The 25,385-nt window shown below is 73.6% G+C and carries 20 protein-coding genes and 1 tRNA gene; 5 read left to right on the top strand and 16 right to left on the bottom strand.

Annotated features, from left to right (window positions below):
• Nucleotides 1-72: 72 nt before the first annotated feature.
• Nucleotides 73-942 carry a 16S rRNA (cytidine(1402)-2'-O)-methyltransferase gene (gene rsmI / locus AB0D10_RS22850; RefSeq protein WP_360259273.1) on the bottom strand — a complete coding sequence of 290 codons (870 nt, stop codon included), beginning with the start codon at nt 940-942 and terminating at the stop codon, nt 73-75.
• A 105-nt stretch (nt 943-1,047) separates the two neighbouring features.
• Here rsmI and AB0D10_RS22845 point away from each other — a divergent pair, with 105 nt between their 5' ends.
• Nucleotides 1,048-2,847, top strand: coding sequence for a phospholipid carrier-dependent glycosyltransferase (locus AB0D10_RS22845; protein ID WP_360259271.1), 1,800 nt, complete (start codon nt 1,048-1,050; stop codon nt 2,845-2,847).
• A gap of 215 nt (nt 2,848-3,062) precedes the next feature.
• Nucleotides 3,063-4,826, top strand: coding sequence for a penicillin-binding transpeptidase domain-containing protein (locus AB0D10_RS22840; protein WP_360259269.1), 1,764 nt, complete (start codon nt 3,063-3,065; stop codon nt 4,824-4,826).
• Nucleotides 4,827-4,879: 53 nt separating this feature from the next.
• Here the strand turns inward: AB0D10_RS22840 and AB0D10_RS22835 are convergent, their stop codons facing one another.
• The 4 genes from AB0D10_RS22835 to AB0D10_RS22820 all read right to left on the bottom strand — a co-directional run bounded on the left by AB0D10_RS22835 (nt 4,880) and on the right by AB0D10_RS22820 (nt 9,899).
• Nucleotides 4,880-6,310: a glycosyltransferase family 87 protein gene (locus AB0D10_RS22835; protein WP_360259266.1), complete on the bottom strand. Its 1,431-nt coding sequence runs from the start codon at nt 6,308-6,310 to the stop codon at nt 4,880-4,882.
• Nucleotides 6,311-6,438: 128 nt separating this feature from the next.
• The gene (locus AB0D10_RS22830) at nt 6,439-7,932 is read right to left on the bottom strand and encodes an amino acid permease (protein ID WP_360259264.1); all 1,494 of its coding nucleotides are present in this window, start codon (nt 7,930-7,932) and stop codon (nt 6,439-6,441) included.
• 411 nt (nt 7,933-8,343) lie between these two features.
• Complete coding sequence (locus tag AB0D10_RS22825; RefSeq protein WP_360259262.1) at nt 8,344-9,030, bottom strand: ABC transporter; 687 nt, start codon at nt 9,028-9,030, stop codon at nt 8,344-8,346.
• Nucleotides 9,027-9,899 carry an ABC transporter ATP-binding protein gene (locus AB0D10_RS22820; protein ID WP_360259259.1) on the bottom strand — a complete coding sequence of 291 codons (873 nt, stop codon included), beginning with the start codon at nt 9,897-9,899 and terminating at the stop codon, nt 9,027-9,029. The genes AB0D10_RS22825 and AB0D10_RS22820 overlap by 4 nt, the downstream gene beginning before the upstream one ends.
• 168 nt (nt 9,900-10,067) lie before the next feature.
• Between AB0D10_RS22820 and AB0D10_RS22815 the strand changes: the two genes are divergently transcribed.
• Nucleotides 10,068-11,417, top strand: coding sequence for a VWA domain-containing protein (locus AB0D10_RS22815; protein ID WP_360259257.1), 1,350 nt, complete (start codon nt 10,068-10,070; stop codon nt 11,415-11,417).
• Nucleotides 11,418-11,419: 2 nt separating this feature from the next.
• Nucleotides 11,420-12,283, top strand: coding sequence for a peptidase (locus AB0D10_RS22810; RefSeq protein WP_360259256.1), 864 nt, complete (start codon nt 11,420-11,422; stop codon nt 12,281-12,283).
• 76 nt (nt 12,284-12,359) lie between these two features.
• On the opposite strand, the gene AB0D10_RS22805 is transcribed toward AB0D10_RS22810, so the two are convergent.
• From AB0D10_RS22805 to AB0D10_RS22760, 10 genes are all read right to left on the bottom strand, one after another.
• On the bottom strand, nt 12,360-13,991 hold the full coding sequence (locus AB0D10_RS22805; protein WP_360259254.1) for a DUF2079 domain-containing protein: 1,632 nt from the start codon (nt 13,989-13,991) through the stop codon (nt 12,360-12,362).
• Between the two features lie 43 nt (nt 13,992-14,034).
• On the bottom strand, nt 14,035-15,345 hold the full coding sequence (locus tag AB0D10_RS22800) for a glycosyltransferase 87 family protein (RefSeq protein ID WP_360259252.1): 1,311 nt from the start codon (nt 15,343-15,345) through the stop codon (nt 14,035-14,037).
• Between the two features lie 254 nt (nt 15,346-15,599).
• Nucleotides 15,600-15,673: transfer RNA gene (locus AB0D10_RS22795), tRNA-Ala, on the bottom strand.
• A gap of 81 nt (nt 15,674-15,754) precedes the next feature.
• Nucleotides 15,755-16,774 (bottom strand): hypothetical protein, encoded by a 1,020-nt coding sequence (locus AB0D10_RS22790; protein WP_360259250.1) that lies wholly within the window; start codon nt 16,772-16,774, stop codon nt 15,755-15,757.
• Between the two features lie 150 nt (nt 16,775-16,924).
• Nucleotides 16,925-17,551 (bottom strand): GNAT family protein, encoded by a 627-nt coding sequence (locus tag AB0D10_RS22785; RefSeq protein WP_360259382.1) that lies wholly within the window; start codon nt 17,549-17,551, stop codon nt 16,925-16,927.
• Nucleotides 17,548-18,066 (bottom strand): MogA/MoaB family molybdenum cofactor biosynthesis protein, encoded by a 519-nt coding sequence (locus AB0D10_RS22780; protein ID WP_360259247.1) that lies wholly within the window; start codon nt 18,064-18,066, stop codon nt 17,548-17,550. Before AB0D10_RS22780 ends, AB0D10_RS22785 begins: the two co-directional genes overlap by 4 nt.
• Entirely contained in the window at nt 18,063-18,503 is a 441-nt protein-coding gene (gene moaC, locus AB0D10_RS22775) for a cyclic pyranopterin monophosphate synthase MoaC (protein ID WP_360259380.1), read from the bottom strand. Before moaC ends, AB0D10_RS22780 begins: the two co-directional genes overlap by 4 nt.
• Nucleotides 18,504-18,679: 176 nt before the next feature.
• Nucleotides 18,680-20,017 carry a gephyrin-like molybdotransferase Glp gene (glp, locus tag AB0D10_RS22770; protein ID WP_360259245.1) on the bottom strand — a complete coding sequence of 446 codons (1,338 nt, stop codon included), beginning with the start codon at nt 20,015-20,017 and terminating at the stop codon, nt 18,680-18,682.
• A gap of 22 nt (nt 20,018-20,039) precedes the next feature.
• A complete protein-coding gene (gene galU / locus AB0D10_RS22765) occupies nt 20,040-20,960 on the bottom strand; it encodes a UTP--glucose-1-phosphate uridylyltransferase GalU (RefSeq protein WP_360259243.1) in 921 nt (306 codons plus the stop codon).
• Nucleotides 20,961-21,011: 51 nt separating this feature from the next.
• Nucleotides 21,012-21,923, bottom strand: coding sequence for a GGDEF domain-containing protein (locus AB0D10_RS22760; RefSeq protein ID WP_360259241.1), 912 nt, complete (start codon nt 21,921-21,923; stop codon nt 21,012-21,014).
• Between the two features lie 62 nt (nt 21,924-21,985).
• Between AB0D10_RS22760 and AB0D10_RS22755 the strand changes: the two genes are divergently transcribed.
• Nucleotides 21,986-22,561 carry a 5-formyltetrahydrofolate cyclo-ligase gene (locus AB0D10_RS22755; protein WP_360259238.1) on the top strand — a complete coding sequence of 192 codons (576 nt, stop codon included), beginning with the start codon at nt 21,986-21,988 and terminating at the stop codon, nt 22,559-22,561.
• A 95-nt stretch (nt 22,562-22,656) separates the two neighbouring features.
• On the opposite strand, the gene AB0D10_RS22750 is transcribed toward AB0D10_RS22755, so the two are convergent.
• Nucleotides 22,657-25,374, bottom strand: coding sequence for a penicillin acylase family protein (locus tag AB0D10_RS22750; RefSeq protein WP_360259235.1), 2,718 nt, complete (start codon nt 25,372-25,374; stop codon nt 22,657-22,659).
• Between the last annotated feature and the right edge of the window lie 11 nt (nt 25,375-25,385).

Below are 25,385 nucleotides of genomic sequence, written 5' to 3'. Positions count from 1 at the left end.
CAGCTCAGCGGGTGTTTACCGGGGCCTTCCCTCCAAGGTACGACTACCCGTGCGCAACGCAACCCCCGGAATTCACCCCTTTTTCGGAGCCGCGTCCAGGCCTTCCTTCTTGGCCGCCACGACGGCGTCGAAGACCTCCCGCTTGGGCAGCGAGAGCTCGGTCGCGACGGCCGCGATGGCCTCCTTGCGTCGCTCCCCCGCCTCCTCGCGCACGGCCACGAGCCGGGCCAGCTCGGCCGGGGTCAGCTCCTGCGGCGCGGCCGGCGGGGCTCCGGCGACGACGACGGTGATCTCGCCCCTGACGCCGTCGGCGGCCCAGGCCGCCAGTTCACCGATCGGACCGCGCTTGACCTCCTCGTAGGTCTTGGTGAGCTCGCGGCAGACGGCGGCGGGACGTTCCGGTCCGAACGCCTCGGCCATCGCGGCCAGCGCCTCGGCGATGCGGTGCGGCGCCTCGAAGAAGACCATGGTGCGCGGTTCGGCGGCGATCGAGGCGAGCTGCCGGGCCCGGTCGCCGGTCTTGCGCGGCAGGAAGCCCTCGAAGGTGAAGCGGTCGACGGGCAGGCCGGACAGTGCGAGCGCGGTGAGCACCGCGGACGGCCCGGGCACCGCGGTGACCTTGACGCCGGCCTCGACGGCCGCGGCGACCAGCCGGTAGCCGGGGTCGGAGACCGAGGGCATGCCGGCGTCGGTGACCAGCAGCACCCGGGCGCCGCCGAGCAGCGCGTCGACCAGTTCGGGGGTGCGGCCGACTTCGTTTCCCTCGAAGTACGAGACGACCCGGCCGGCCGGGGTCACCCCGAGTGCCTGGGTGAGCCGGCGCAGCCGCCGGGTGTCCTCCGCCGCGATGACGTCCGCCGTGGCCAGTTCGTTGACCAGTCGGGGCGGGGCGTCCGAGACGTCGCCGATGGGGGTGCCTGCGAGAACGAGTACTCCTGTCACGGGCCCCATCCTTCCAGCTGCCGCCGCGCGGGGCTTTTGGTGACGATTCGGGCAGCTTCCGAGGGAGCGGACACGCGTACGAAGAGCGCCCCTACGATGTGGCGGATGAACGGCGACACGGCGGCGCAGACGCCCACGGGTACGGACCACTCCGCGCGGGGCGGCGTCGGCGTGCCGTCACCCCGCCCGGCGGGATCCGCCGCCCCCGCCGTCCCCGCGGCCCCCACGTGGCGCGAGCGCCTGGCCGGCCACGGCTACCGCGCCCGCCCGACGGTGCCGCTGGCCGAGCGCCTGGTGCCGCCGATGCCGGACGGCCCCCGGGTGACGCCGCGCGACGTGCCGCAGTCGCCGCTGCTGCTGCGCCTGGGCTTCGCCCTGCCGCAGGGCCTGTGGGCCTTCCTGTGCCGCTGGTCGGGCTGGCTGGGCCCGGTCGCGGTGGCGGTGTTCGCCGGGATCCTGCGCTTCACGAACCTCGGCCAGCCGCACGCGATCATCTTCGACGAGACGTACTACGCGAAGGACGCCTACGCGCTCTGGCACGGCGGCTACGAGATCAGCTGGCCGGAGGACGCCAACACGACGATCATGACGCCCGGCGCGGCCGTCCCGTACCGGGCGGCGCCCTCGTACGTGGTCCATCCGCCGGTGGGCAAGTGGATCATCGGCGCGGGTGAGCAGCTGTTCGGCATGAACCCCTTCGGCTGGCGCTTCGCGGTGGCCCTGCTCGGCACCCTGTCGGTGCTGATGCTGGCCCGGATCGCCCGCCGGATGTTCCGCTCGACCCTGCTGGGCTGCGTGGCCGGCCTGCTGCTCTCGGTGGACGGCCTGCACCTGGTGCTCAGCCGGGCCGCGCTGCTGGACCTGGTGGTGATGTTCTGGATCGTCGCCGCCTTCGGCTTCCTGCTGCTGGACCGCGACCGCACCCGGGGGCTGCTCGCCGAACGGCTGGGCGGGGTGGCGGACCCGGAGCTCGCCCAGCGGCTGGGCCTGGGCTGGCGCCCGTACCGGATCGCGGCCGGCGTGTGCATCGGCCTGACCTGCGCCACCAAGTGGAGCGGCCTGTACGTGATGGCCGCCTTCGGCCTGATGACGGCGCTCTGGGACGTCGGCGCCCGCCGCCTGGCCGGTGCCCCGCAGCCGTTCCGCGCGGTGCTCACCCGGGACGTGGCGCCGGCCTTCGTCTCCGTCGTCGTGGTCCCGATCGCGGTCTACGTCGCGTCCTGGTGGGGCTGGTTCGCCAGCAGCATCGCCCCGGGGAAGGGCGGCTGGGGCCGGGACTGGGCGGTCGGCCGCTCCACCGACTTCCCGTGGATACCCGAGGGCCTGCGCGCCCTGTGGCACTACCACACGACGGTCTACGAGTTCCACACCCACCTGAGCGACCCGCACACCTACCAGTCCAACCCGTGGTCCTGGCTGGTGCTGGGCCGGCCGGTGTCCTTCTACTACGAGTCCCCCAAGCAGGGCCAGGCCGGCTGCACCGTCGCCGACTGCGCCCGCGAGGTGCTGGGCATCGGCACCCCGCTGCTGTGGTGGACGGCCGTGGTGGCGCTGGTCTACTGCCTGTGGCGCTGGGCGTTCCGGCGGGACTGGCGGGCGGGCGCGCTGCTGTGCGGCCTGGCCGCCGGCTACCTGCCCTGGTTCGCCTACCAGCAGCGGACGATCTTCCTGTTCTACGCGGTGGTCTTCGTCCCGTTCCTGGTGCTCGCGGTGACGATGCTGATCGGCGCCCTGATCGGCCCCGCCGACGCCTCCCGGGACCGCCGGATCATCGGCTCCGCGGCGGCCGGCCTGCTGGTGCTGCTGATCGTCTGGAACTTCCTGTTCTTCTTCCCGCTCTTCACCGGCCAGACCATCCCGCTGGACGACTGGCGCCGCCGGATGTGGTTCAACACCTGGATCTGACGGCCGGGTCCGCCGCCGGGCGCCCCGCCCGCGCTCCGGCGCACACCGCCTCCCCCCGTTTCGTCCGTATGCGGTGCACGACACGTACCAGATCCGTCACAAGTCCCGGGCGTTTCGTCGGCGCACCGATTCCGGCTGCCTAGGGTGGGGGGCGTACCGCGTTTCCGGCCCCGGCCGGTTGCGCCCGGCCGCGAGACCCCTGGGGGAACTGCACCATGCGCAGTGGCGCGAAGATCGGCATCATCACCGGCGTGTCCATCGTCGTCCTCGCGGGCGGCGGCTACGCCGCGTACAGCCTGATGGGCGGCTCGGACTCCGGGTCCGGGGGCGCGAAGGCCCGCACGGTGGTCGCCGAGCCGCCCTCGGCCGACCAGGCGGCGGCCGGCGCGAAGGACTTCCTGGCGGCATGGGCGGCCGGCGACATCGCCAAGGCGGCCTCGCTGACCGACGACCCGGCCGCCGCCACCACCGCGCTGACCGCGTTCAAGGACCAGGTGAAGCCGAGCGCGCTGACCCTCACCCCGACCGGTCCGACCACCCAGCAGGTCTTCTCCGCCGCCACCGGCACCCCGGCCCCGGCCAAGCCCACCGCCGGCGCCTCCGCGACGCCGTCGGCCGGCGCCCCGGGCGCCACCGACTCGCCGTCCGCCACCGCCGCGCCCGGGCCCACCGGCACGCTGATGAGCTTCAAGGCCCGTGCCGAGTTCGAGGGCACCAGCCGCGCCTGGGACTACCAGGGCTTCCTCGGCGTCGTGAAGATGAGCGACAACACCCCGGCCGTGCACTGGGCGCCGTCGGTGATCCACCCGCACCTGTCCGGCAACGAGACCATCGCCACCCAGCCGGTCTTCGCCCCGCCGTCCACCGTGGTCGACCGCAACGGCAAGCAGCTGCAGGCCGCCTCGCTCACCGCGGCGCTGATGAACAGCGTCCAGGAGAACTCCCAGAAGCTGCTCCCGCCGGACCCGACCAGGGACCAGGACGCGGGCAAGGCCGTGGTGATCAACGACCCGGCCGGCAAGGGCCCCTCGGACAAGCTGTTCACCATCGTCGAGCCGAAGCCCGGCAAGCCGTTCAAGGTGACCATCGACAACACCGTCCAGGCCGCCGCCGAGAAGGCGATGACCGACCTGGGCGGCAAGCCCGGCTCGGTCGTGGCGATCGAGCCGAGCACCGGCCAGGTGCTGGCCTTCGCCAACTCGCCCTCCATCGGTCAGAACCGGGCCTTCACCGGGCTGCTCGCGCCGGGCTCGACGATGAAGATCGTCACCTCGGCGGCGCTGCTGGAGGCCGGGATCAACCCGGACACCGTGGTGGCCTGCCCGGAGAAGAGCAGCAACGCGGTCGCGATCCCGAACGACTTCCCGGGCGCCTTCCCGAACAACACGCTCCAGCAGGACTTCATGGTGTCCTGCAACACGGCCTTCATCAACCAGGGCCTGACCAGCCTCAAGCCGGAGACGCTGTCCGGCACGGCCAAGGACGTGTTCGGCATCGGCCTGGAGTGGAAGACCGGCCTGCCGAACGCCGACGGCAAGATCCCGGCGACGCCGGGCAGCAAGGACGAGCAGGCCATGAACTACATCGGCCAGGGCAAGGTCCAGATGAACCCGCTGGCCATCGCCTCGATCACCGCCACCGTCCAGAGCGGGGCGTTCAAGCAGCCGATCCTGGTCGCCGGGCTGCCGCAGCAGGCCGCGGCCCGCCAGATCTCGCCGGACGTCGCCGGCAAGCTGCGCGCGATGATGAACGCCACCGCCGTCGGCGGCACGGCCAGCCAGGTGATGGCCGGGATCACCGACAACGCGGGCGCCAAGACCGGCTCCGCCGAGGTCCAGGGCGCGTCCACCACCAACAGCTGGTTCACCGCGTTCCGCGGCAACATCGCGGTGGCCGCCGAGGTCCAGGGCGGCGGCCACGGCGTCGACGCGGCCGGCCCGGCGGTGGCCGGCATCCTGAAGGCCGCCGCCGGCCGCTGAGGCCGTCCCCGGACGCCTCCCCGGCACCGGCCCCGCCCGCTCACGGAGCCCGCTCAGCCTCGCGGCAGGGCGGGCTCCGGCACGTCCGGCACCAGGCCGGGCGGGGCCGGGCGCCGGCTGCTCCAGCGCCGGGCCGCCAGCCGGGGCCAGATCACCAGGACCACGGGCAGCGCCAGGTACCCGAAGCGCCCGGCCGGGGCGAGCATGAAGGCGATCGCGAGCCCGGCAGCCAGCAGGTCGGCGGCGGCGATCGCGGAGACCGGCGGCCGGGCCAGCAGCCAGATCGCCACTCCGACCAGGGCCACGGTCATCAGGGCGAGCGAGATGGTGTGCCCGGTCGGCCCGAACCCGGCCAGTACCTTGCCGGGCAGCGGGCTGCCCGCCGGGGTGCGGATCGCGGTCATCCCGAGCGGGAAGCGCACCACCTGCTCGCGCAGCGCGTCCGCCTGCGTCAGGACTGAGGGCAGGGTCACCGCCACGCTCACCGCGGTCCCGATCAGCGCGGTGCGGGCAGCGGGCCGGCGGCCGTAGAGCCGCCAGAGCAGCAGGACGGCGACGGGCAGCGCGGGCCAGGCCGTCCACTTCAGGGTGCAGGCGAGGGCGAGCACCAATCCGGCGCCGACGGTGCGGTCCCGCTCGGCGAGCGCCATGGCGAGGCAGCAGACGCCGATCAGCGGCAGGTCCACCCCGCCGACCACCAGGGCGAGCGCTATCAGCGGCGAGGCGGTGAGGACGGCCAGCGGAAGCAGCGGCGCGCGCGGGTCGCCACCGGGGCGGGAGGGGCGCAGCAGCCGCCAGGCGGCCAGCAGGCAGACGAAGAAGGTCAGGGCGAACCAGATCCGGGCGTCCCCGGCGACCCGGGCGAAGGCGGTGGAGTCGCCGAGCAGCTGGCGCGGCAGCCCGAACAGGGCCATCGCCGGCAGGTACGGGTTGTAGTCGGTGACCACCACCGGGTGCGGCAGGTAGACGTCACCGGTGGTGAGCAGCAGGTGGGCCGAGCGTTCGACCACCATGACCTCGGACTGGTGGCGGCCGTGCAGGGCGAGCAGTCCGAGCGGCAGGAGCACGGCGCCGACGAGGGCCACCGCGGCGGCGGCACGGGCCGCGAAGCGGCGCGGCAGGGTCAGGCAGAGCAGTCCGGCCAGGGCGTAGGCGGGGGCCGCGATCAGGCCCCACTGCCGCTGGTTGGCCAGGTCGGAGACGAGCGGGAAGGCGGCGGCCCAGCCGGCCGCGATCAGGCAGCCGAGCAGTTGGACGGTCCGCATCGAGGCGAGACCGGCGAGCTTGGCGGGATTCAGCCGATCGGGCGTGGGCGGAAACGTGCTCTCGCCACGCTGGCGGGGGAACGGCCGGGTCGAGAAGCCTCTCGGGGGTCGTCCTGATCCGGACGACGTCTCGGTCGCGAAGGTCTGGGCCGGCGTTCTGCGGCGGCCGGTGAAGCGGCCGCGCGGGCGGGAGAAGCCGGGCGTGCGGGTGCTCACCATGGTGGAAGGTTATGGGTGCGGGCCCGGCCCTGTCGCCATGGCGTCGGGCACTGGGCGGGTGACGGCACGAAAAGGGCCGCCGGGTGTCCGGTCGGTCGGCGGCCCTTCACGTCGGATTCGCCTGGGGGTCAGTCGGCGGTGCGGTCGGCCGGAACGGCCTCCGGCTGCTCGGCCTGCTCCAGCCGCGAGTGCTTGACGCTGTAGCCGAAGTAGACGACCACGGCGACGGCGAGGGCGATCCCGCCGGCCCGGAAGGTGTCGGCGTGCAGGCCGGTGATCAGGTAGATGCAGAAGGCCACGCTGAGCAGCGGGACGACCGGGTAGCCGGGCACCCGGAAGCCGCGCGGCAGGTCGGGCTGGGTGCGGCGCAGCACGATCACGCCGATCGAGACCACCGAGAAGGCGATGAGGGTGCCGAGGCTGGTGATGTCGGCCAGGACGTTCAGCGGGACGAACGCGGCCAGCGCGCCCACGCCGACGCCGACCACGATGGTGTTCCAGATCGGGGTGCCGGTGCGCGGGGAGAGTTCGGCGAAGCGCTTGGGCAGCATGCCGTCGCGGCCCATCGAGTACAGGATGCGGGTCTGGCCATAGATCACCACGAGGGTGATGCTGAAGATCGAGATGATCGCGCCGATCGCGAAGACCATCGCAGGCCAGGTCTGGCCGGTGATGTCCTGCAGGATCTGGGCGAGGCCGGCCTCCTGGCCGTCGAACTTGTTCCAGGGCTGGGCGCCGATGCCGGCGAGCGCGACCAGGATGTAGAGCAGGGTGACGACGACCAGCGAGATGATGATCGCCATCGGCAGGGTGCGGCGCGGGTTCTTGACCTCCTCACCGGCGGTGGACACGGCGTCCAGGCCGATGAAGGAGAAGAAGATGCTGGAGGCGGCGACCTGCACGCCGCCGATGCCGAGCGGCATGAACGGGGTCAGGTTGCCGGAGTGGAAGCCGGTCAGCGCGACGCCGACGAAGAGGATCAGGATGAGGATCTTGATTCCGACCATCACCGCGTTGACCTTGACCGACTCGCTCACGCCGCGGATCAGCAGGACGCAGACCATGGCGACCAGCAGCAGCGCCGGCAGGTTGAACCAGTGGGTGCCGTCGGGCGCGCCGGACAGTGCCTCGGGGATCTTGACCCCGAAGGCCAGGTCGAGGAACTTGTTCAGGTACTCCGCCCAGCTGACCGCGATCGCGGAGGCGGAGACGCCGTACTCCATCAGCAGGCAGATGCCGACGCCGAAGGCCACGCCCTCGCCGAGGGTGGCGTAGGCGTAGGAGTACGAGGAGCCGGAGACCGGGATCGCGGACGCCATCTCGGCGTAGCAGAGCGCGGTGAGTCCGGCGGTGATCGCGGCGATCACGAAGGACAGGATGACGGCCGGGCCGGCCGAGGGCACCGCGGTGTTCAGCACGAAGAAGATGCCGGTGCCGATGGTGGCGCCGATGCCGATCGAGGACAGCTGCCAGAGGCCGATCGAGCGGCGCAGGTGGATGCCGGAGCGGCCGCCCTCCTCGGGCGCGCCGGCCGGAAGGGCGTCACGCCCCTCGCTCTCCGCGATCAGGGTCGAGACGGGCTTGCGTCGCAGCAGACGCGCACCGAGGGTGTTGCTGGCCAAAACGGCGGTCCTTCTGGGCGGGGGAGGGTGTCCTGACGGCTGGTCGCCCGATCCCCCCGAGGGGGTGTCATTGTGGACCAACCGAACAAAGATGGGACAGTACCCGGCGAAAGCACCAGTGTCGCAAACGAACAGTCCGGGTACGCGCATTGTCCAAATCGGCATATATTGATGTACAAACCGGACACTTCGCAAACGGCGCATCGACCGTTGAGCCGATAAAGCAGCAGCTCAGAGCGGTCACGGGGGTCATCGGCCGAGCGCCGCCCGCACCACCGAGCGGGCGAGCGGCGCAGCCGGGCCGCCACCCGGGCCGTCCGAGGCGTCACCGTCCGCCACCACCACGCCCGCCACCACGTCCGCCACCACCGCCGCCGCCGGCGCCGGCCCCGCCCGCCCGCTCCGGTCCGCTCACTCCGGCCGCCGCCCCGCCAGCGCCGCGACGCCCGCGCAACAGGCGGCCAGCAGCGCGACGGCGAGCAGCAGCTGCACCCACGGCACCGCGACCCGGCCGGTCCGGGCCGCCTCCACCAGGCCGCGCACCGCCGCGTTGGCCGGCGAGACCGGCACCACCAGCAGCAGCGTGGCCAGCGTCAGCGCCACCGGGATGCCGTACGGCCCGCGGATCAGCACCGGCCGGTCGGCCAGCGCCCCGGCCGACACCCCGAGCAGCGCGCAGACCACCGAGGCCAGCAGCCCGGCCAGCAGTGCCGAGCCGACCTCCGGCTGCGCCGTCGCGCCCCGGTTCGCCACCTGCCCGGCGGTCCACCACACCGCCAGTACCTGCCCGGCCGCCAGCACCAGCGAGACCGTCAGCGCCGCCAGCAACGCGCCGAGGTGCACCCGGGCCGGCCCCGCCGCCGCGACCAGGCAGGCCCGCGAGGACGGCGGCTCCGCGGCCAGTGCGCCACGGACGCACCAGGCGCTCACCGGCAGCAGCAGCCCCGCGCCGAGTCCGAGGCTGCCCAGCAGCGGGTCCCCCGCCTCCACCCCGATCACCAGCAGCAGCACGTACGTCAGGAAGGGCGGCAGCCACGCGTGCGAACGCAGCAGCAGCTCCAGGTGGTACCGCGCCAGCGGGCCGACCTGCCCCGTCACCGTTCCCCCTCGCTCGTCCCCGGCCCCGTCTCCCCGCACGGCCGCACCGCCAGCACCCGGACCGCCGGGCGGCCCAGCAGCAGCCGGCGCAGCAGCGCGTCCGAGTGCGCGGCCGGCACCGCCAGCCGCACCGCCGTCCCGGCCAGCGCGGTGCGCTCCGGTGCTCCCGGCAGCCGGTCCGGCAGCGGGGCGCCGTCCGGGACGTCCACCTCGATCTCCATCACCGGACCGCCCCGCGCCGGCACCGCCGTCGCGTCGTCGACGGGCCGCAGCGCGCCGTCCGCGCCGACCAGGTACGCCGCGCTGGTGAGTCCCTCCAGCCGGGCCGGGTCGTGGTCGACGAACAGCACCGTGCCGCCCGCCGCCGCCCGTTCGGCGGCCGCTTCGTCCAGCACCGCCCGGGCCTGCGGGTCCAGGCCGGTCCAGGCCTCGTCCAGCAGCAGCACCCGGGCCTCGGCCAGCAGCGCCTGGGCGACCGCGACCTTCTGGCAGGTGCCCTTGGACAGCCGGCTCAGCGGGGTGCCCGCCCGGTCCGCGATGCCGAACCGGTCCAGCCACTCCCCCGCCCGCCGCCGTGCCCGATCCGCCGACAGGCCGTGCACCCGGCCGACCCGCACCAGGTACGAGACGACGTCGAACGGCAACGCCGGCGGGAAGCGTTCGGGTACGTACGCCGTCGTGCCGGGCCGTGCCACCCGGCCCGCGCTCGGCCGTTCGATCCCGGCGGCCAGCCGCAGCAGCGTCGACTTGCCGCTCCCGTTCGCACCCGCGATCCGCACCAACTCCCCGGGGCCGGCGGACAGATCGACCCCGCGCAGGATCCACCGCCCGCCGCGCCCGTACCGCTTCCCGACCGCCGTCAGCTCCATGCGACCCCCCGATCCGTCCACCGACCCAGAAGGCTATCCACGACGCGTAAGGCCGCCGTGAGCCCGGACTGCGCTGCCGCGCGCCGGAGTTCACGCCCGAGGTCACGCCGGAGGTCGTACCGGAGTCGGTGGGTGTACGATCCGGTCCCGTTTCGCCATGGCGAACTGATGATCCCTAGGATCGGCCGGGTGACTACCGGACGACGACCACAGACCAGGCTCGGCAGCCTGCTGGGCGCCCTGGCGATAACGGGCGCCTCGCTGCTCCTCGGCCTGCCCGCCCACGCCGACGAACCATCAGCCGGCGCCCCCGCCCCCAAGGAGGCCCCCCGGGTCGACCTGATCCTGGACGTCAGCGGCTCCATGACCGCCACCGACATCCAGGGCAAGAGCCGCATCTCGGTGGCCCAGCAGTCGCTGAACGAGGTGATCGACGCGCTGCCCGCGGAGACCGAGTTCGGCATCCGCACCCTGGGCGCGACCTACCCCGGCAACGACAAGGTCCAGGGCTGCCAGGACACCAAGCAGCTGTTCCCGGTCGGCAAGACCAACAAGGTCGAGGCGAAGACCGCCGTCGCCACCCTGCGGCCCACCGGCTGGACCCCGATCGGCCTGGCCCTGCGCGGCGCCGCCCAGGACCTCGGCAAGGGCGAGACCACCCGCCGGGTGGTGCTGATCACCGACGGCGAGGACACCTGCACCCCGCCCGACCCCTGTGACGTCGCCCGCGAACTCGCCTCCCAGGGCATCCACCTGGTGGTCGACACCCTCGGCCTGGCCCACGACGACAAGACCCGCCAGCAGCTGCTCTGCATCGCCAACGCGACCGGCGGCACCTACACCGACGTGCGCACCCAGGAGCAGCTCACCGACAAGGTGAAGCAGCTGGTCGACCGCTCCAACGACACCTACACGGTGACGCCGGTCAAGACCTCCGGCACCGACAAGTGCGAGAGCGCCCCGGTGCTCGCCCCGGGCGTCTACACCGACCGCGAGAAGTTCTCCGAGCACCGCGTCTACAAGGTCCCGGTCAAGGCCGGCCAGGAGCTGCGCGCCTCGGTCAGCGTCGCGCTGGACCGCCCGGTGGCCCGGGACTACGGCGTCCTGCTGCAGGCCACCAGCGCCGCCGGCCAGGAGCTGGTCCGCGGCACCGACGCCGGCAGCAGCCGCACCGACGTGATCTCCACCGGCCTGCGCTGGTCCACCGCCGACTCCAAGGGCTACGTCACCGCGAGCCCGGGTTCCGCCTCGAAGGACCCGAAGGAGAAGCCGGAGACCGCCGTCTGCCTGGTCGTCAGCAACTCGCTGGCCCCGCAGGCCGGCGTGCAGGCCGACCCCGGCCTGCCGCTGGAGCTGACCGTGGACCTGGCCTCCTCCTCGCCCGCCCCCGAGGGCGCCGCGATGGGCCTCGGCCGCGGCTGGATCCTGCTGCTCACCCTCACCCTCGCGGGCCTGGTCTGCGGTCTGCTGTTCGGCTGGATCGCACGGTGGCGGATCGCCATCTGGCGGGAGAACTGACCATGCGTACGATGATCCGCGGCGCCTTCGCCGCCCTCGCCCTGCTGCCCGCCCTCGCCCTGGGCGCGCCGGCCGCCTCGGCCGCGCCGTCCCCCTCGGCCAGCGCGAGCGGCACCCCGGCCCCGGCCACCAAGGCCGGCACCTCGTTCCTGACCGCGGTCAACCTCTCCCCCAACCAGGACGCCAACGTCGCCGTCTCCACCGGTGACTACCTGTACTGGGCGTTCGGCGCCTCCGAGGGGCAGACCCCGACGGTCAGCCTGAGCGTCAACCTGGCTCCCGCGAACGACCGGCACGGCCCGCAGACCTGGTCCGTCGAGGTCTTCGACGGGCTGCGCCGCCGCCAGGCCTGCACCGCGGGCACCCAGAACGCCACCGCCGACCAGGGCACCGCCATGCTGGCGCTCGACTGCACCCTGCGCGAGGTCCGCACCTGGGCCGAGCCGTGGTCCGGAGACCCGCTGCCCGGCACCTACTACGTGCGGCTGTCGGTCACCGACGTCCCGCAGCCGGACCTCGGCCTGGCCTCCTCCGTCCGGCTGCACGTCGCCGCCAAGGGCGACTCGGACAACGCCCAGCCGGAGGGCGGGGAGCTGAAGGCCCCGCTGGTCCCGCCGGCCGGCGGCGGCGCGAGCACCGCCAAGGCGGCCGCCCCGGTCGCGGAGGAGGAGCACTGGTACACCGGCTGGTTCTCCGGCTGGAACAGCCGCTGGTACTGGACGATCGGCGGCGGCTTCCTGGCCGCGCTGGCGGGCGTCCTCGGCTACCACCTGACCCGTCACCCGCACGGGCGGCGGCCCGGCCACCACGGCGCCGTCCCGCCCCAGGGCTCGCACCACAGCGGCTCGTACGCCGACCGCCCCTGACGGGTCCCCGCACGGCGCGAGGGCCGGCCGGAGCGATGCTCCGGCCGGCCCTCGGCCGTTTCTCCGGGGTCCGGTGTCAGCCCCGGAAGAGGTCGTGCCCCACGTCGGACGGGACCACGTCCTGGACCGGCTTGCTGCCCGGCCCCGGCACGTGCTCGCCGGGCACCGGCTCGCCGCTCTCGCGGTGCAGCAGGACCACCCCGTCCTCGGCCCAGAGCTGCCGGTAGCCGTGGTCCAGCAGCAGCCGGATCCGCTGGGCCTGCTCGGTGTCCGTGGCGAACGGGAAGGAGCGCTTGTTCGACCGGGTGAGCACGTACTCGCGCCCGCGCGGTGTGCCGTCCACCAGCACCACGTCCGTCCGGGCGGTGAGCCGCGGCGCGATCTGGTTGTCCGCCTCGACCGACGCCCCGTCCGGGATCAGGGCGGCCGCCCGCACCAGCGCGGCCTCGCTCGGCTTGGCCGACCAGGAGGACGGCACCGCCAGCTGCACCAGCCCGATCGGGACGGCGGCCACCAGCGCGATCCCGGCCGCTCCGAGTCCCAGCAGCCGCGCCCGCCGGACGGTCCGCGCGGGCCGCCCGGCCGCGCTCAGCCGGCCCAGCACCTCGATCCCGGCGGTGAGCAGGACCGGCCAGAGCATCGAGTCGTAGTGCCGGGCGATCGACCAGTGGTTGGGGTTGCTGGAGAGGATCCGCTCGGCCAGGAGCGGCAGCGCGCACAGCACGGTCGCCGAGCGCAGCGGCAGCAGCAGCGTGGTGCCGAACAGCCAAAGCAGCAGCAACGGCTTGAGCGGCTGGTCGAAGGCCGCCTGCACCAGCAGGAACGGGTCGTGCAGCAGGTTGCGCAGCGCGTCGCCGCCGTCCGTGCCGAGCGAGCCGTAGTTCCAGTAGTAGCCCGGTTCCCCGCCCATCGCCGGTATCAGCCAGGTGATGGCGACGGCCGAGGCGACCGGCCCGCCCAGCAGCAGCCCGAGGCCGGTGAAACGGCCCGCCCGGTCCTCGGTGCGGCGGGTGCGCAGCAGCAGCACCAGCCCGTACGCCCCGACCATCAGGCCGAGGTCCTCCTTGGTGCAGCACAGCAGGGCGGCGGCGAGCACCACCGTGCCGTACCGGCGCGCCAGGCCGCGTTCCAGCATCAGCAGGGTCAGCGGCACCGCGAAGGCGACCTCGTGGAAGCCGACCCGGGCGGCGACCAGCAGCGGCCAGCCGAGCGCGTGGACCAGGCCCGCCAGGTCGGCGGCCCGCCGGGCGGTGCGCGGCGGGGCGGCGGCGAAGGCGTGCGCGGCGATCCGCCGGATCAGCGGCACCCCGGCCGCGAGGAGCAGCGACTGCCCGATGATCAGCGAGCGCGGGTCGTCCCAGATCCAGTACAGCGGCGCGAGCAGGGCCAGGACCGGCGAGAAGTGGTCGCCGAGCAGCGAGAAGCCTGGCGGGAACTCGTGGTGGTAGCTCTTCAGCGACGAGACGGGCAGCCCGAAGTGGGCGTAGCCGCGCACGCCCTGGTCGAAGATGCCGAGGTCGAAGCCGCCGAGCGAGACGGACGTCCAGCCCTGCAGGCCGATGGCGCACATCACCGCGAAGCAGAGCGCGGTGAGCAGCGCGGTGCGCCGGGCCGGGCCGCGCAGGAGGGCCGTGGCGGCGCCGCGGACGGCGGGAGCGGCGGCGGGCGGGGCGGGAGCGGGAGCGGTCCGGCTGGTCTGGGTGGTCACGTCAGGTCTGATCCGTCCGGTCTGGGTCCGTCGGTCCGGTCCGTCAGGTCCGGTTCGTCAGCGCGGGATCGCGGTCCGGCTCGGTGGCCGGGAGCGCCCGGGAACCGCCGCCGGTGGCGTCCGCGGCCTGCTTCCGGGCGCGGTACACCCGGACCCCGACGACGGCCAGGACGGCGATCCCCATCGGCGGGTAGATCGCGCCGGGCAGCTGCCAGTACCAGTCGACCCCGCGGCCCCAGCGGTGCGGCACCGTCCACATGATGTGGGAGAGGAACACGAGCAGGGTCACGCCGAGCAGGACCTGCCGCGCCCTGGTCCGAGCCTCGACCACCAGCAGGGCGATGAGCGGGATGCACCAGACCCAGTGGTGGGTCCAGCTGATCGGGGAGACCAGCAGCGCGGTGAACGCGGCGCAGACCGCGCCCCAGGCGTCGGCCCGGCGCAGCACCCGCGCGGAGCGCCCGGCGAGCACCGCCACGGCGAGCCCGAGGGCGCCGACCAGCGCGGAGGCGATCAGCCCGACCAGGCCGGGGTCGTTGACGTCGAGCAGCCGGCAGACGGCGCCGCGCAGCGACTGGTTGTCCACGAGGACGGTCACGCCGACCCGGCTCGGGTCCCAGAGGTACGTGGTCCAGAACCCGTACGAGGCGTCGGGCAGCAGGGCCCAGCCGATCAGGCCGGCCGCCAGGAACGTGCCGGCCGAGACCAGCGCGGCCCGGACCCGGCCGGTCAGGAAGAGGTAGACGGCGAACAGGCCGGGGGTGATCTTGATGGCGGTGGCCAGGCCGATGCCCACGCCCTTGAACCGGTTCCGGTCCGAGCGGGTCAGGTCCCACAGGACCAGGCAGAGGATGCCGAGGTTGACCTGGCCGTACTGGAAGGTGGTGAAGACCGGCTCCAGCCAGATGCCCAGGCCGGTCGCCAGGATCACCACGGCGGTGCGGTGCTGCTTCGCCCACCCGGCCAGCTTCAGCGACAGGTGCACGGCCAGGGCGAGCAACGCGTAGTTGAGGAGCATCACCAGGACGCGCAGGATGCTCACGTCGAACCAGGTGCTCGGCACGAAGAGCATCGCGGCGAACGGCGGGTAGGTGGCCGGCAGGTCCCAGCCGGGCAGCCGCATCGCGTACAGGTCCTCGCCCCGGACGACGGCCTGGCCCTCTGCCCGGTAGACCAGCATGTCGACCATGGTGGCGCCGTGGGTGTGCCGGAAGAGGGCGAACACCGCCAGTGACACCGCCGCCACGCAGGAGGCCGCGAGGATCCGGGAATTCGATCTTCCGGTCGCCGGGGTGCCGCCGGGCTCGTCCGGGCCGGACTGCCGCACCCGCCGTGTCAGACCGAACTCGCGCACCGCGATGGCACCCCGTTGAGATAGACCAGATCGTTCCGTCGTCAGCGTCTGGGCCCACCCACCATAACCGACCCCCCTGAGGCCCGAACCGCGTCAGAAACCGTGCCCGGAAGGTGTTGTGATCCCGGCCACGGCGAGCCCGCGGAACACCTCCGGGGCCGACGGAACCGAGTCGGCGTCAGAAAACGCGAAATCCCGCCGGGAGTTGCCTCCCGGCGGGATTTCGGTGGACCGGCCGGAGCCGGTCCGTTGGGTGGAGCTGAGGGGATTCGAACCCCTGACCCCCTCGATGCGAACGAGGTGCGCTACCGGACTGCGCCACAGCCCCAACGAGAAGAAACTCTAGCACCTTTCGGAGGGGGTCCGTGACCACCCCCCGGCCGCGGTGCGGGCCGGGGGGCGGCCCGGGTCATTCGTTGGCCGCGCGGGGGCGGGCCTCGGGGGCCTGCGGCTCGGCGTACTGGTCGAACAGCGGGGTGGTGCGGGACTCGGCCGGGCGGCCCGCGGTCCAGGTGCCGGGGGCCGACAGGTCGAGGCCGCGGGAGACCCGGGGCGCGACCGGCGCGGTGACGTAGGTCGGCAGCGGGACGGGCACCGGCTCCCAGGAGTCCGGGCCGGCCGCACCGCGCTCGCGCATGCCGTCGACCCACTCCTCGTGCTCGGTCGCCTCGGCCACCGCGGAGGCGGAGGGCACCGAGACGGTCGCCTCCTCGGGGTCGGCGGCCAGCCGCAGGTGCGGGCGGCGCGCGGCGCGCACCTCGGCGGGCCCGGCCGGGGCCGACTCCGCCGCGGGCGCCTCGACCGCGACGGCGTCGGCCGCCGGGGCCTGGGCGCGCTGTTGCTCGCGCTTGCGCAGCCGCTCGGCCGCCTGCGCGGCCCGGACCCGGTCGAGCTTCACCTCGTACCGCTGGCGCTCCAGCCGGCGCAGGTGGCCGATGTAGAGGGTCAGGAGGGCCGCCGGGACGGCCGGCACCCAGAGGAAGGCCAGTCCGGCCACCGCCGCGACCACCGCGCCGAGCGCGAAGGAGAGGAAGAGGGCGGTGACCATCCGGCGCCGGCGGGCGAGCAGCCGTGCCCGGCGCTCGACCCCGCCCCTCGGCGCCGGGGCGGGCGCCGGGGCGGGGGCGGGCCGTTCGGCCGGGCGCTCCGCCGGGGGTTCGGGCTCCCGCGCCGCGGGGTCGCCGGGGGCGGCCCCGTCCCGCTCGGGAGGGCCGTCGTTGCTGTGCTCGTCGTCACGCGGTTCGTCGCCCAGGGCCCGGGCTGCCCGCCGCTCCAGCGCCGAACGCCCGGCCAGCAGGCGGATGGCGGTGCTGAAGCGTTCCGTCGGGCGCGCCTCGTTGAGTTCGTCCTGCCTGCGGAGCCACATCGGCACCAGATAGGCGGCCCAGGCCCCTACGATGACGGCGTAGATAAGGCCGCTACTGCTCACGATTCACACCGTACGGGCGGCGGGGAAGGCCTGGCAGCAATTTGACGCGGCGTGTCGTGTGATCAAGCTGATTCTCCGACTATTTTGCCGGCATTTGTGACGGTCCGCTACCGGGTCGATGCCATATCGATATTTCGTTCGAACATATATTCAATTACTTGCTCCGCGACCGGAGCTGAGCGCCCGCCAGCGTTCCAGCATCCCCTCGGGGACCTCCTCGTCGGTCAGCGCGTAGACCAGGTGGTCGCGCCAGTCGCCGTCGATGTGGAGATAGCGCGGGCGGATTCCCTCCGAGCGGAAGCCCAGCTTTTCCACCACGCGGCGGCTCGGGCCGTTCTCCGGCCGGATGCAGACCTCGATCCGGTGCAGTCCGAGCGTGCGGAAGCAGTGGTTCACCGAGAGCGCCACGGCGGTCGGGATGATGCCCTGGCCGGCCACCGCCTCGTCGACCCAGTACCCGATGTTCGCCGAGCACATCGAGCCCCAGGTGATCCCGCCGACGGTCAACTGGCCCACCAGTCGGCCCTCGTGGAGCACCACGAAGGGCAGCATCCGGCCGGCCGAGGCCTCGCCGCGCAGGAAGCGGACCATCTGCCGGTACGTCGGGCGGGGCCCGGCGACCCGGCCCGCCGGGCCGGGCGGCACGGTGGCCTCCCACCGCCGCAGCCAGTCCCGGTTGCGGCGGCTCACCTCCTGCCAGTCCCGCTGGTCGCGGGCCCGGATCGGGCGCAGCGCGACGTCCCCCTCGTGGAGTTCTACCGGCCAGCCGGCGTTCAGTGCCCTCTCCTGGATGCTGGAGCCCCGGGTGCCGGGGCGTCGGGCCGGGGGTGGTCCCCGCCGCCGAGCTGGTCGACGGCGTGGGCGAGCAGCGGCTCCAGCACGGCCAGGCCGTCCTTGACGCCGCCGGTCGAGCCCGGCAGGTTGACGATCAGGGTACGTCCGGCGAGCCCGGCGAGCCCGCGGGAGAGCGCCGAGGTCGGCACCTTCTCCCGCCCGTACGCACGGATGGCCTCGGCGATGCCGGGGACCTGGCGGTCGATCACCCGGGCGGTCATCTCGGGGGTGAGGTCCATCGGTGAGATCCCGGTGCCGCCGGTGGTCAGCACGACGTCGTAGCCGGCCGCGACGGCCTCGCGCAGCGCGGCCTCCACCGGCTCGCCGTCCGGGACGACCCGGGGGCCGTCGACGGTGAAGCCCATCGCGGTCAGGCCGGCCACCAGCAGCGGGCCGCCCTTGTCCGCGTAGACCCCGGCCGAGGCGCGGTTGGAGACCGTGACGGCGAGCGCCCTCACGCGTCGACCTCCGGCGCGAACCAGTCGCCGCTCTTGCCGCCGGTCTTGCTGAGGACCCGGACGGACTCGATGGCGGCGCCCTTGTCCACGGCCTTGACCATGTCGATGACGGTCAGCCCGGCCACCGCGACGGCGGTCAGCGCCTCCATCTCGACGCCGGTGCGGTCGGCGGTCCGCACGGTGGCGGTGATCTCCACCGCGTCGTCCACGACGGCCAGGTCGACCTTGACGCCGGAGACGGCGATCGGGTGGCAGAGCGGGACCAGGTCCGGGGTCCTCTTGGCGCCCATGATCCCGGCGATCCGGGCCACCGCGAGGGCGTCGCCCTTGGGCACGCCCTCGCCGCGCAGCAGCTCGACCACCTTCGGGGAGACCCTCACCCGCCCGGCCGCGACGGCGGTGCGCGCGGTGGTGGCCTTCTCGGAGACGTCGACCATGCGGGCCGCGCCCTGGTCGTCGACGTGGGTGAGGCGGTCGCCGGGGGGAGGTGTCGTCACGGGTGGCTCCAGGGGCGCGCAGGTCGAAGTACCGCGCTACCGTACAACTCCCCCGGCGCGCCGGGCGCTCAGGACCCGGTGTCGGCGGTCGGCGCGGGCGGGCCGCGCCGGGCCGCTCAGGAGTCCAGCAGCACCACGTCCACCGCGCTGCCGGCGGGCAGCTCGGTGGCGTCCTCGGGGACGGTGATCAGGCAGTCGGCCCGGGCCAGCGCGCCGACCAGGTGCGACCCGGCACCGCCGACCGGCTCGACGGTGCCGTCCGCCGCCGAGTAGCGGCCGCGCAGGAACTGCCGGCGGCCGGCCGGGGAGCGCAGCGCCACCGGGCAGAGCGCGCGGACGACCGGGCGGTGCACGTCGGGGGCGCCGAGCATGGTGCGGATGACCGGGCGGACGAAGAGTTCGAAGGAGATGTAGGCGCTCACCGGGTTGCCGGGCAGGGCGAGCAGCGGGACCCCGTCGGCGCCCCCGATCCGGCCGAAGCCCTGCGGCTTGCCGGGCTGCATCCGCAGCTTGCGGAAGTCGACTCCGCCGTGGGCCTCCAGGACCTCCTTGACCACGTCGTACGCACCGACGCTGACCCCGCCGCTGGTGACGATCAGGTCGGCCCGGCCGAGCTGCTCCTCCAGGACGGCGCGCAGCCGGTCGGCGTCGTCCGGGACGGCGCCGACCCGGAAGGCGATGGCGCCGGCCTCCTGGGCGGCGGCGGTGAGGGTGAAGCTGTTGGAGTCGGCGATCTGCCCGGGCCCGACCGGCTCGCCGGGCTGGACCAGCTCGCTGCCGGTGGACAGCACCACGACCCGGGGGCGCGGGCGGACCTTCACGGCGGCCCGGCCGATCGCGGCGAGCAGGCCGAGCTGGGTAGGGCCGAGCCTGGTGCCGGCTTCCAGGACCTTCGAGCCGGCCGCGACGTCGCTGCCGCGGCGGCGGATGTGCGCGCCCTCGGCGACCGGGCGCAGGACGCGGACCTCCTCGTCCGGGACCGGCGCGGTCATCGCGGCGGCGGCCACTCCGGTGCCGGTGCCGCCGTCGGTCCACTCGACCGGGGCGACCGCCCGGGCGCCGGGCGGGAGCGGGGCGCCGGTCATGATCCTGGCGGCCTGGCCGGGGCCGACCTTCGGCAGCTCGCCCGCGCCGGCCGCGATGTCGCCGACCACCGAGAGCACCGACGGGTAGGCGTCGGTGGCGCCCTCGGTGTCGGCGGTGCGGACGGCGTAGCCGTCCATCGAGCTGTTGTCGAAGGGCGGCAGGTCGCCGTCGGCGACCACGTCCTCCTCCAGCCGGCAGCCCCGGGCGTCGAGCAGTCGGAGCTCGATCGCGGGCAGCGGGCCGACGGCGGCGAGCACGTCGGCGAGGTGCTCGTCCACCGTCCAGAGGCGGGGGGCCGCCGGTGCCGGGTCCGTTCCGGCGTCGCAGCAGGCTGCGGACGTGGTGCTGTGCTCGGTGGACCCGGTCATCGGCGACTCGCTCTCTGTCGTGTCAGTCCTGCATCTCGGAGCCGACGAACTCCCGCAGCCAGGAGCGGAACTCCGGGCCCAGGTCATCGCGCTCGGCGGCCAGACGGACGATAGCGCGCAGGTAGTCGGCGCGGTCGCCGGTGTCGTAGCGGCGGCCCTTGAACAGCACGCCGTGCACCTGGCCGCCGTCGGCCGGATCACGGGTGGTGAGCTCGCGCAGGGCGTCGGTGAGCTGGATCTCGCCGCCGCGGCCGGGCGGGGTCTCGCGCAGCACGTCGAAGACCAGCGGGTCGAGGACGTAGCGGCCGATGACGGCGTAGTTCGAGGGGGCCTCGCCGGGCTCGGGCTTCTCGACCAGGTCGGTCACCTGGAAGACGTCCTCGCCGAAGCCGTTGGCCTTCACGGCGGCGCAACCGTAGAGGTGGATCTGCGAGGGGTCGACCTCCATGAGGGCGACGACCGAGCCGCCGAGCTCCTGCTGGACCTCGATCATCCGGGAGAGCAGCGGGTCGCGCGGGTCGATCAGGTCGTCGCCCAGCAGGACGGCGAAGGGCTGGCCGGCGACGTGCTGCTCGGCGACCGAGACGGCGTGGCCGAGGCCCTTGGGGTCGCCCTGGCGGACGTAGTGCATGTTGGCCAGCTCGACGGACTCCCGGACCCGGGCGAGGCGCTGCTGGTCGCCCTTGCGCGCGAGGAGCTCCTCCAGCTCGTAGGCGCGGTCGAAGTGGTCCTCAAGGGCGCGCTTGTTCCGGCCGGTGACCATCAGTATGTCGGACAGGCCCGCGCTGGAGGCCTCCTCGACGACGTACTGGATGGCCGGCTTGTCGACGACGGGCAGCATCTCCTTCGGGGTGGCCTTGGTCGCCGGAAGGAAGCGGGTGCCCAGTCCGGCCGCGGGTACCACGGCCTTGGTTACCGGAACTCGGGAGTTGGTCGTCGTCATGCGTTTACCTTACTCAGGCACATTTTCGCCCGGCCGAGCGCGGTCGGACGGCTAGGACAGCACGTCACGGGGCACGGCCACAGTGGCTGGTGTATGGGAAGGGACCGGCTGGGCGAGGGGGTCCCCTCCGGCACAGGCCGACAGACTACCCGGCTTTTCCGAACGGTCACGTTCGGCTGTCGGACCGTACTCCGTACCGGAAGTGACCGTTTCGCGAACCCCGGTGGACGTCCGGTCGCCACGGCGTGACGAGATCCGCCAGCAGTCGCCGCCCGCCGCCCGGGCTTCGGCGAGGGCCGCGTCGGCCGCGCGCAGCAGGACGGCGGCGTGCGCGCCGTCCTCGGGCAGGACGGCGACCCCGGCGGCGGCGGTGAGGCCGTTGCCGTGCGCCGGGCGGGACTCGCGCGTCCCGGAGGACCAGTCGAGCAGCAGGTGGCGGCGGACCGACCAGACCAGCCGGGCGGCGACCTGCGCGGCGCCCTCGGCGCCGGTGTCGGGCAGCACCACCAGGAACTCCTCGCCGCTGTAGCGGCCCAGGGTGTCGGCCCGGCGGATCTCCATCGCGAGGCGCTGGGCGAGGTCGCGCAGTATCGCGTTGGCCCGGCCGCGGCCGTGCTCGGCGATGACCGCGTCGAAGCCGCTGATCTCCAGCATCAGCACGGCCAGCGGGCGGGGGCCGTCGGCCTGGTCGGCGTGCTCGGCGCGGCGGGCCCGTTCGATCTCCCGGTCCAGGGTGAGCTGCAGGTGGCGGTAGTTCCACACGCCGGTGAGCGGGTCACAGGAGGCGGTGCGCTCCAACTCGGCGCAGCGGTACTCCAGTTCGGCGATCCGCTCGCGCAGCCGCTGTGCCCCGGCCGCGGCGCCCGCGCGGTCCCGCCGGGCCCTCAGCCCGAGGGCGGTGGCGCCGGCCAGCGCGGGGGCGCTCAGCGCGGCCAGGGCCTGGACCAGCAGCGGGGTGGACAATCGGGGCGCCCTTTCGCGTGGCAGGCTCTGCGCGTCGACGGTCTGGTGACGTGGAGGATCCGGTGCACAACGAGAAGAGCGACCTGAGGACACGGCTGCTGACCCGGCGGCGCGCGCTCTCCGCCGAGCAGCGCGCGACGGCGGGGCTCGCCCTGGCCGGGCACGCCGGGGAACTGGCCGGCCGGGGCGCCACGGTGGCCGCGTACGTCTCCGTGGGGGCGGAGCCCGGGACCGGGCCGCTGCTGGACGCGCTGCTGGCGCGCGGGGTGCGGGTGCTGCTGCCGGTGCTGCTCGCGGACAACGACCTGGACTGGGCCGAGTACGCGGGGCCGCAGGCGCTGGCCCCGGCGGGGCGCGGGCTGCTGGAGCCGGTCGGTCCGCGGCTCGGGCCGGAGGCGGTGACGGAGGCCTCGGTGGTGCTGCTGCCGGGGCTGGCGGTGGACGGCACCGGGCTGCGGCTGGGCCGGGGCGGCGGCAGTTACGACCGGGTGCTGGACCGGCTGGGGCGGGCGGACGTCCGGCCGGTGCTGGCGGTGCTGCTGTACGAGCACGAGGTGTTGGAGCGGGTGCCCGCCGAGCCGCACGACCGGCCGGTGGACCTGGCGGTCACGCCCTCGGGGGTGCGGCGGCTGGGATGACCCCGGGCGAACGGCGGCGGCCCCGCTCCCTGGTGGGAGCGGGGCCGCCTGCTTCGCCGTTCCGGGCCTTCAGGCCCCCGGGGGCTTTCCGGGCGTCAGCCGGTGGTGAGCACCAGCTTGTGCTTGGTGGCCTTCTCGACCGCGTCCGGGGTGTAGGCCCAGGTGAGCAGTTTGCCCTTGAGCCAGAGGTCGGTCTGGTCGTTGTAGTTGTCGTGGAAGGCGTGGCCGGAGGCGCCGCCGACGTTGACCCAGCGCGAGGAGTCGAGGTCGTTCAGGTCGACCACCATGCGCATCGACGGGATCCAGTCCACCTGGTAGCCGGCCGCCGCGTTCCACCCGGCCGCGTCGACCGCCGCGGAGCCGCCGGAGAGCCGGTACGGGCCGCGGTTGAGCAGCTTGTGGAGCACGCCGGAGGCGATCGAGGAGTTGTCGCTGCCGAGGGTCTGCTCCCGCAGCTCCAGCTTGTGCAGGCGGCCCCAGCTCCAGGTGGAGACGTCCTTGCTGAGCAGCGAGGTCAGCTCCTGGCGGGCGTTCTTCATCGCTTCCTTGAGCAGGTTGTCCAGGCCCTTCTGGACGTTGTGCTGGGAGTCGATGTACGTCCACCACGAGCTGTCGGGCTTCTCCAGCTGCTGGCGCACCACCTCGGTCCAGCGGTCACCGCCGTCCGGCTGGGCCTTGCCCGGGTCGCGGGTGCCGCACTCGGTGACGATCTTGGTGGCACTGTCCGGCTTGGTGGGGTCGTCCTGCTGGCGGACCAGCAGGCAGTTGTCCTTGGCCCGCAGGTCGGCCGGGAACTTCTGGCCGAAGGCGAGGGTGAGCAGCTGGCGCCAGACGCCGTTGTAGTAGGCGGCGGCGGCCGAGTCGGCGTCCTGGTGGTAGTTCCAGTCCTTGAGCAGGTCCTGGGCCTCGCGCACGTACGGGTCGTCGATCTGCTGCTTGAGCAGCAGCGGGACCAGCGTCTTGGCCATCACGTTGGTGTTGTCCAGCTGGAGGGTCTGCATGTCGTCCGGCGAGATCTTGCCGTTGTTCTTGAGCAGGCCCTCGATCTGGTCGGTGATCTCCTTGGCGCGGGTGCCGTACTCCCAGTCCTTGGTCAGGCTGTACTTGTAGCTCGGGTCCACCACGGCCTGGTTGGCGGTGACGATGTAGCCGGCCGCGGGGTCGAGGCTCCACGGCAGCGCGTTGAAGGGGATCGGGTCCTTCCACTGGTACGCGGAGTCCCAGCCCAGCGCGGGGTAGGTGCCGTCGCCCTTGCCGCGGACCGGGATGGTGCCCGGCGCCTGGTAGCCGATGTGCTTGGCGTCGGCGTAGATCAGGTTCTGTGCGGGGACGGAGAAGTCCTTGGCGGCGGCGCGGAACTCGTCCCAGTTCTTCGCCTTGTCCAGCCCGAAGACGGCGTCCATGGTCTTGCCGGGGCTGAGCGCCGTCCACTGCAGGGCCACGCCGTAGCCGCTGGTGCCGCGGTCGGGGGCGGAGGTGCCGTTGGGGGCGTACTTGCCGACGTTCTGCTGCTCGTTGCTCTGGTCGGAGATGAGCGGGGCGCCGGTCTGGGTGGTGCGGACGGTGATGGTGCGGTCCTCCCCGCCGGCGACCTTGATGGTCTCCTTGCGGAGGTCGAACTTCACGTCCTTGCCGTCGACCTGGTAGGTGTCCGGGCCGGTGACCTTCTCCAGGAAGAGGTCGGTGACGTCGGCGCCGAGGTTGGTGAAGCCCCAGGCGATGTCCTTGTTGTGGCCGATCACCACGCCGGGCATGCCCGCGAAGGTGAAGCCGGAGACGTCGAACTGGCAGGCCGGGGAGGCGGTCCGGCAGTGCAGGCCCATCTGGTACCAGACCGAGGGCAGGCCGGGGCCGAGGTGCGGGTCGTTGGCCAGCAGCGGCTTGCCGGTCGTGGTGTGCGAACCGGCGACCACCCAGGAGTTGGAACCGATGCCCTGGCCGGGGCGGCCGAGCAGCTGCGGCATCCCGTCGATCCGGTCGGTGAGGCCCTGCAGCAGCGCCTTGGTGGTGGCCGCGCCCTGCGCGGTGGCGGTGCCGTTGCCGGCGCCCGGCTGCGCGGCGCCGTCCGCGGGGCGGTAGGCGTCGCCGGACACGGTGCCGGTCTTCACGATGGTGCCGTTGCGGGTGTACGGGTAGTCCGGGTACAGCTCGGCGATCTTGTCCGGGCCGAAGTCCTGCGCCAGCAGCGAGCGGTCGACCTCCTCCTGGAGGTTCCCGGAGAGGTTCCAGGCCATCGCCTTGAGCCAGGCCACCGAGTCGACCGGGGACCACTGCTCGGGCGTGTAGCCGCTGTTGACGGCGCCGAGCAGCGCGTACTCCAGCGAGGCCTTCTCGCCGCCGGGGTGCTCGGCGAGCCAGGCGTTCACGCCGTCCGAGTAGGCCTGCAGGTACTTCTTGGTCTCCGGCGACAGCTTGGTGTCGAACTCCTTCTGCGCCACCTGGCGCCAGCCCATGGTGCGGATGAAGGTGTCGGTGTCGACCTGGCCGTCGCCGAACATCTCGGAGAGCCGGCCGGCGGTGATGTGCCGCCGGACGTCCATCTCCCAGAAGCGGTCCTGCGCCTGGACGTAGCCCTGGGCACGGAACAGGTCCTCGGACGTGTCGGCGTACAGCTGCGGGATGCCGTTGGCGTCCCGCTTGACGTCGACCGGCGCGGTCAGGCCCGCCACCTTGACGCTGCCGTCCACCTCCGGGAAGGAGGCGCGGACCGCGGTGACCCCGCGGTAGCCGCCGTAGCCGACGCCGGCCACCAGCAGCACGACCAGCACGATCACGAACAGACGGGCGCGCCGGAACTTCTTCGAGCGGGGCATCTGGGTCCTTG

Origin of the sequence: Kitasatospora sp. NPDC048545, from assembly GCF_040651155.1 — a bacterium.
In the GTDB taxonomy this organism is placed as follows: Bacteria; Actinomycetota; Actinomycetes; order Streptomycetales; family Streptomycetaceae; genus Kitasatospora.
The sequence above is the reverse complement of the archived record's forward strand: the minus strand, read 5'-3'. Positions and strand labels throughout refer to the sequence as shown.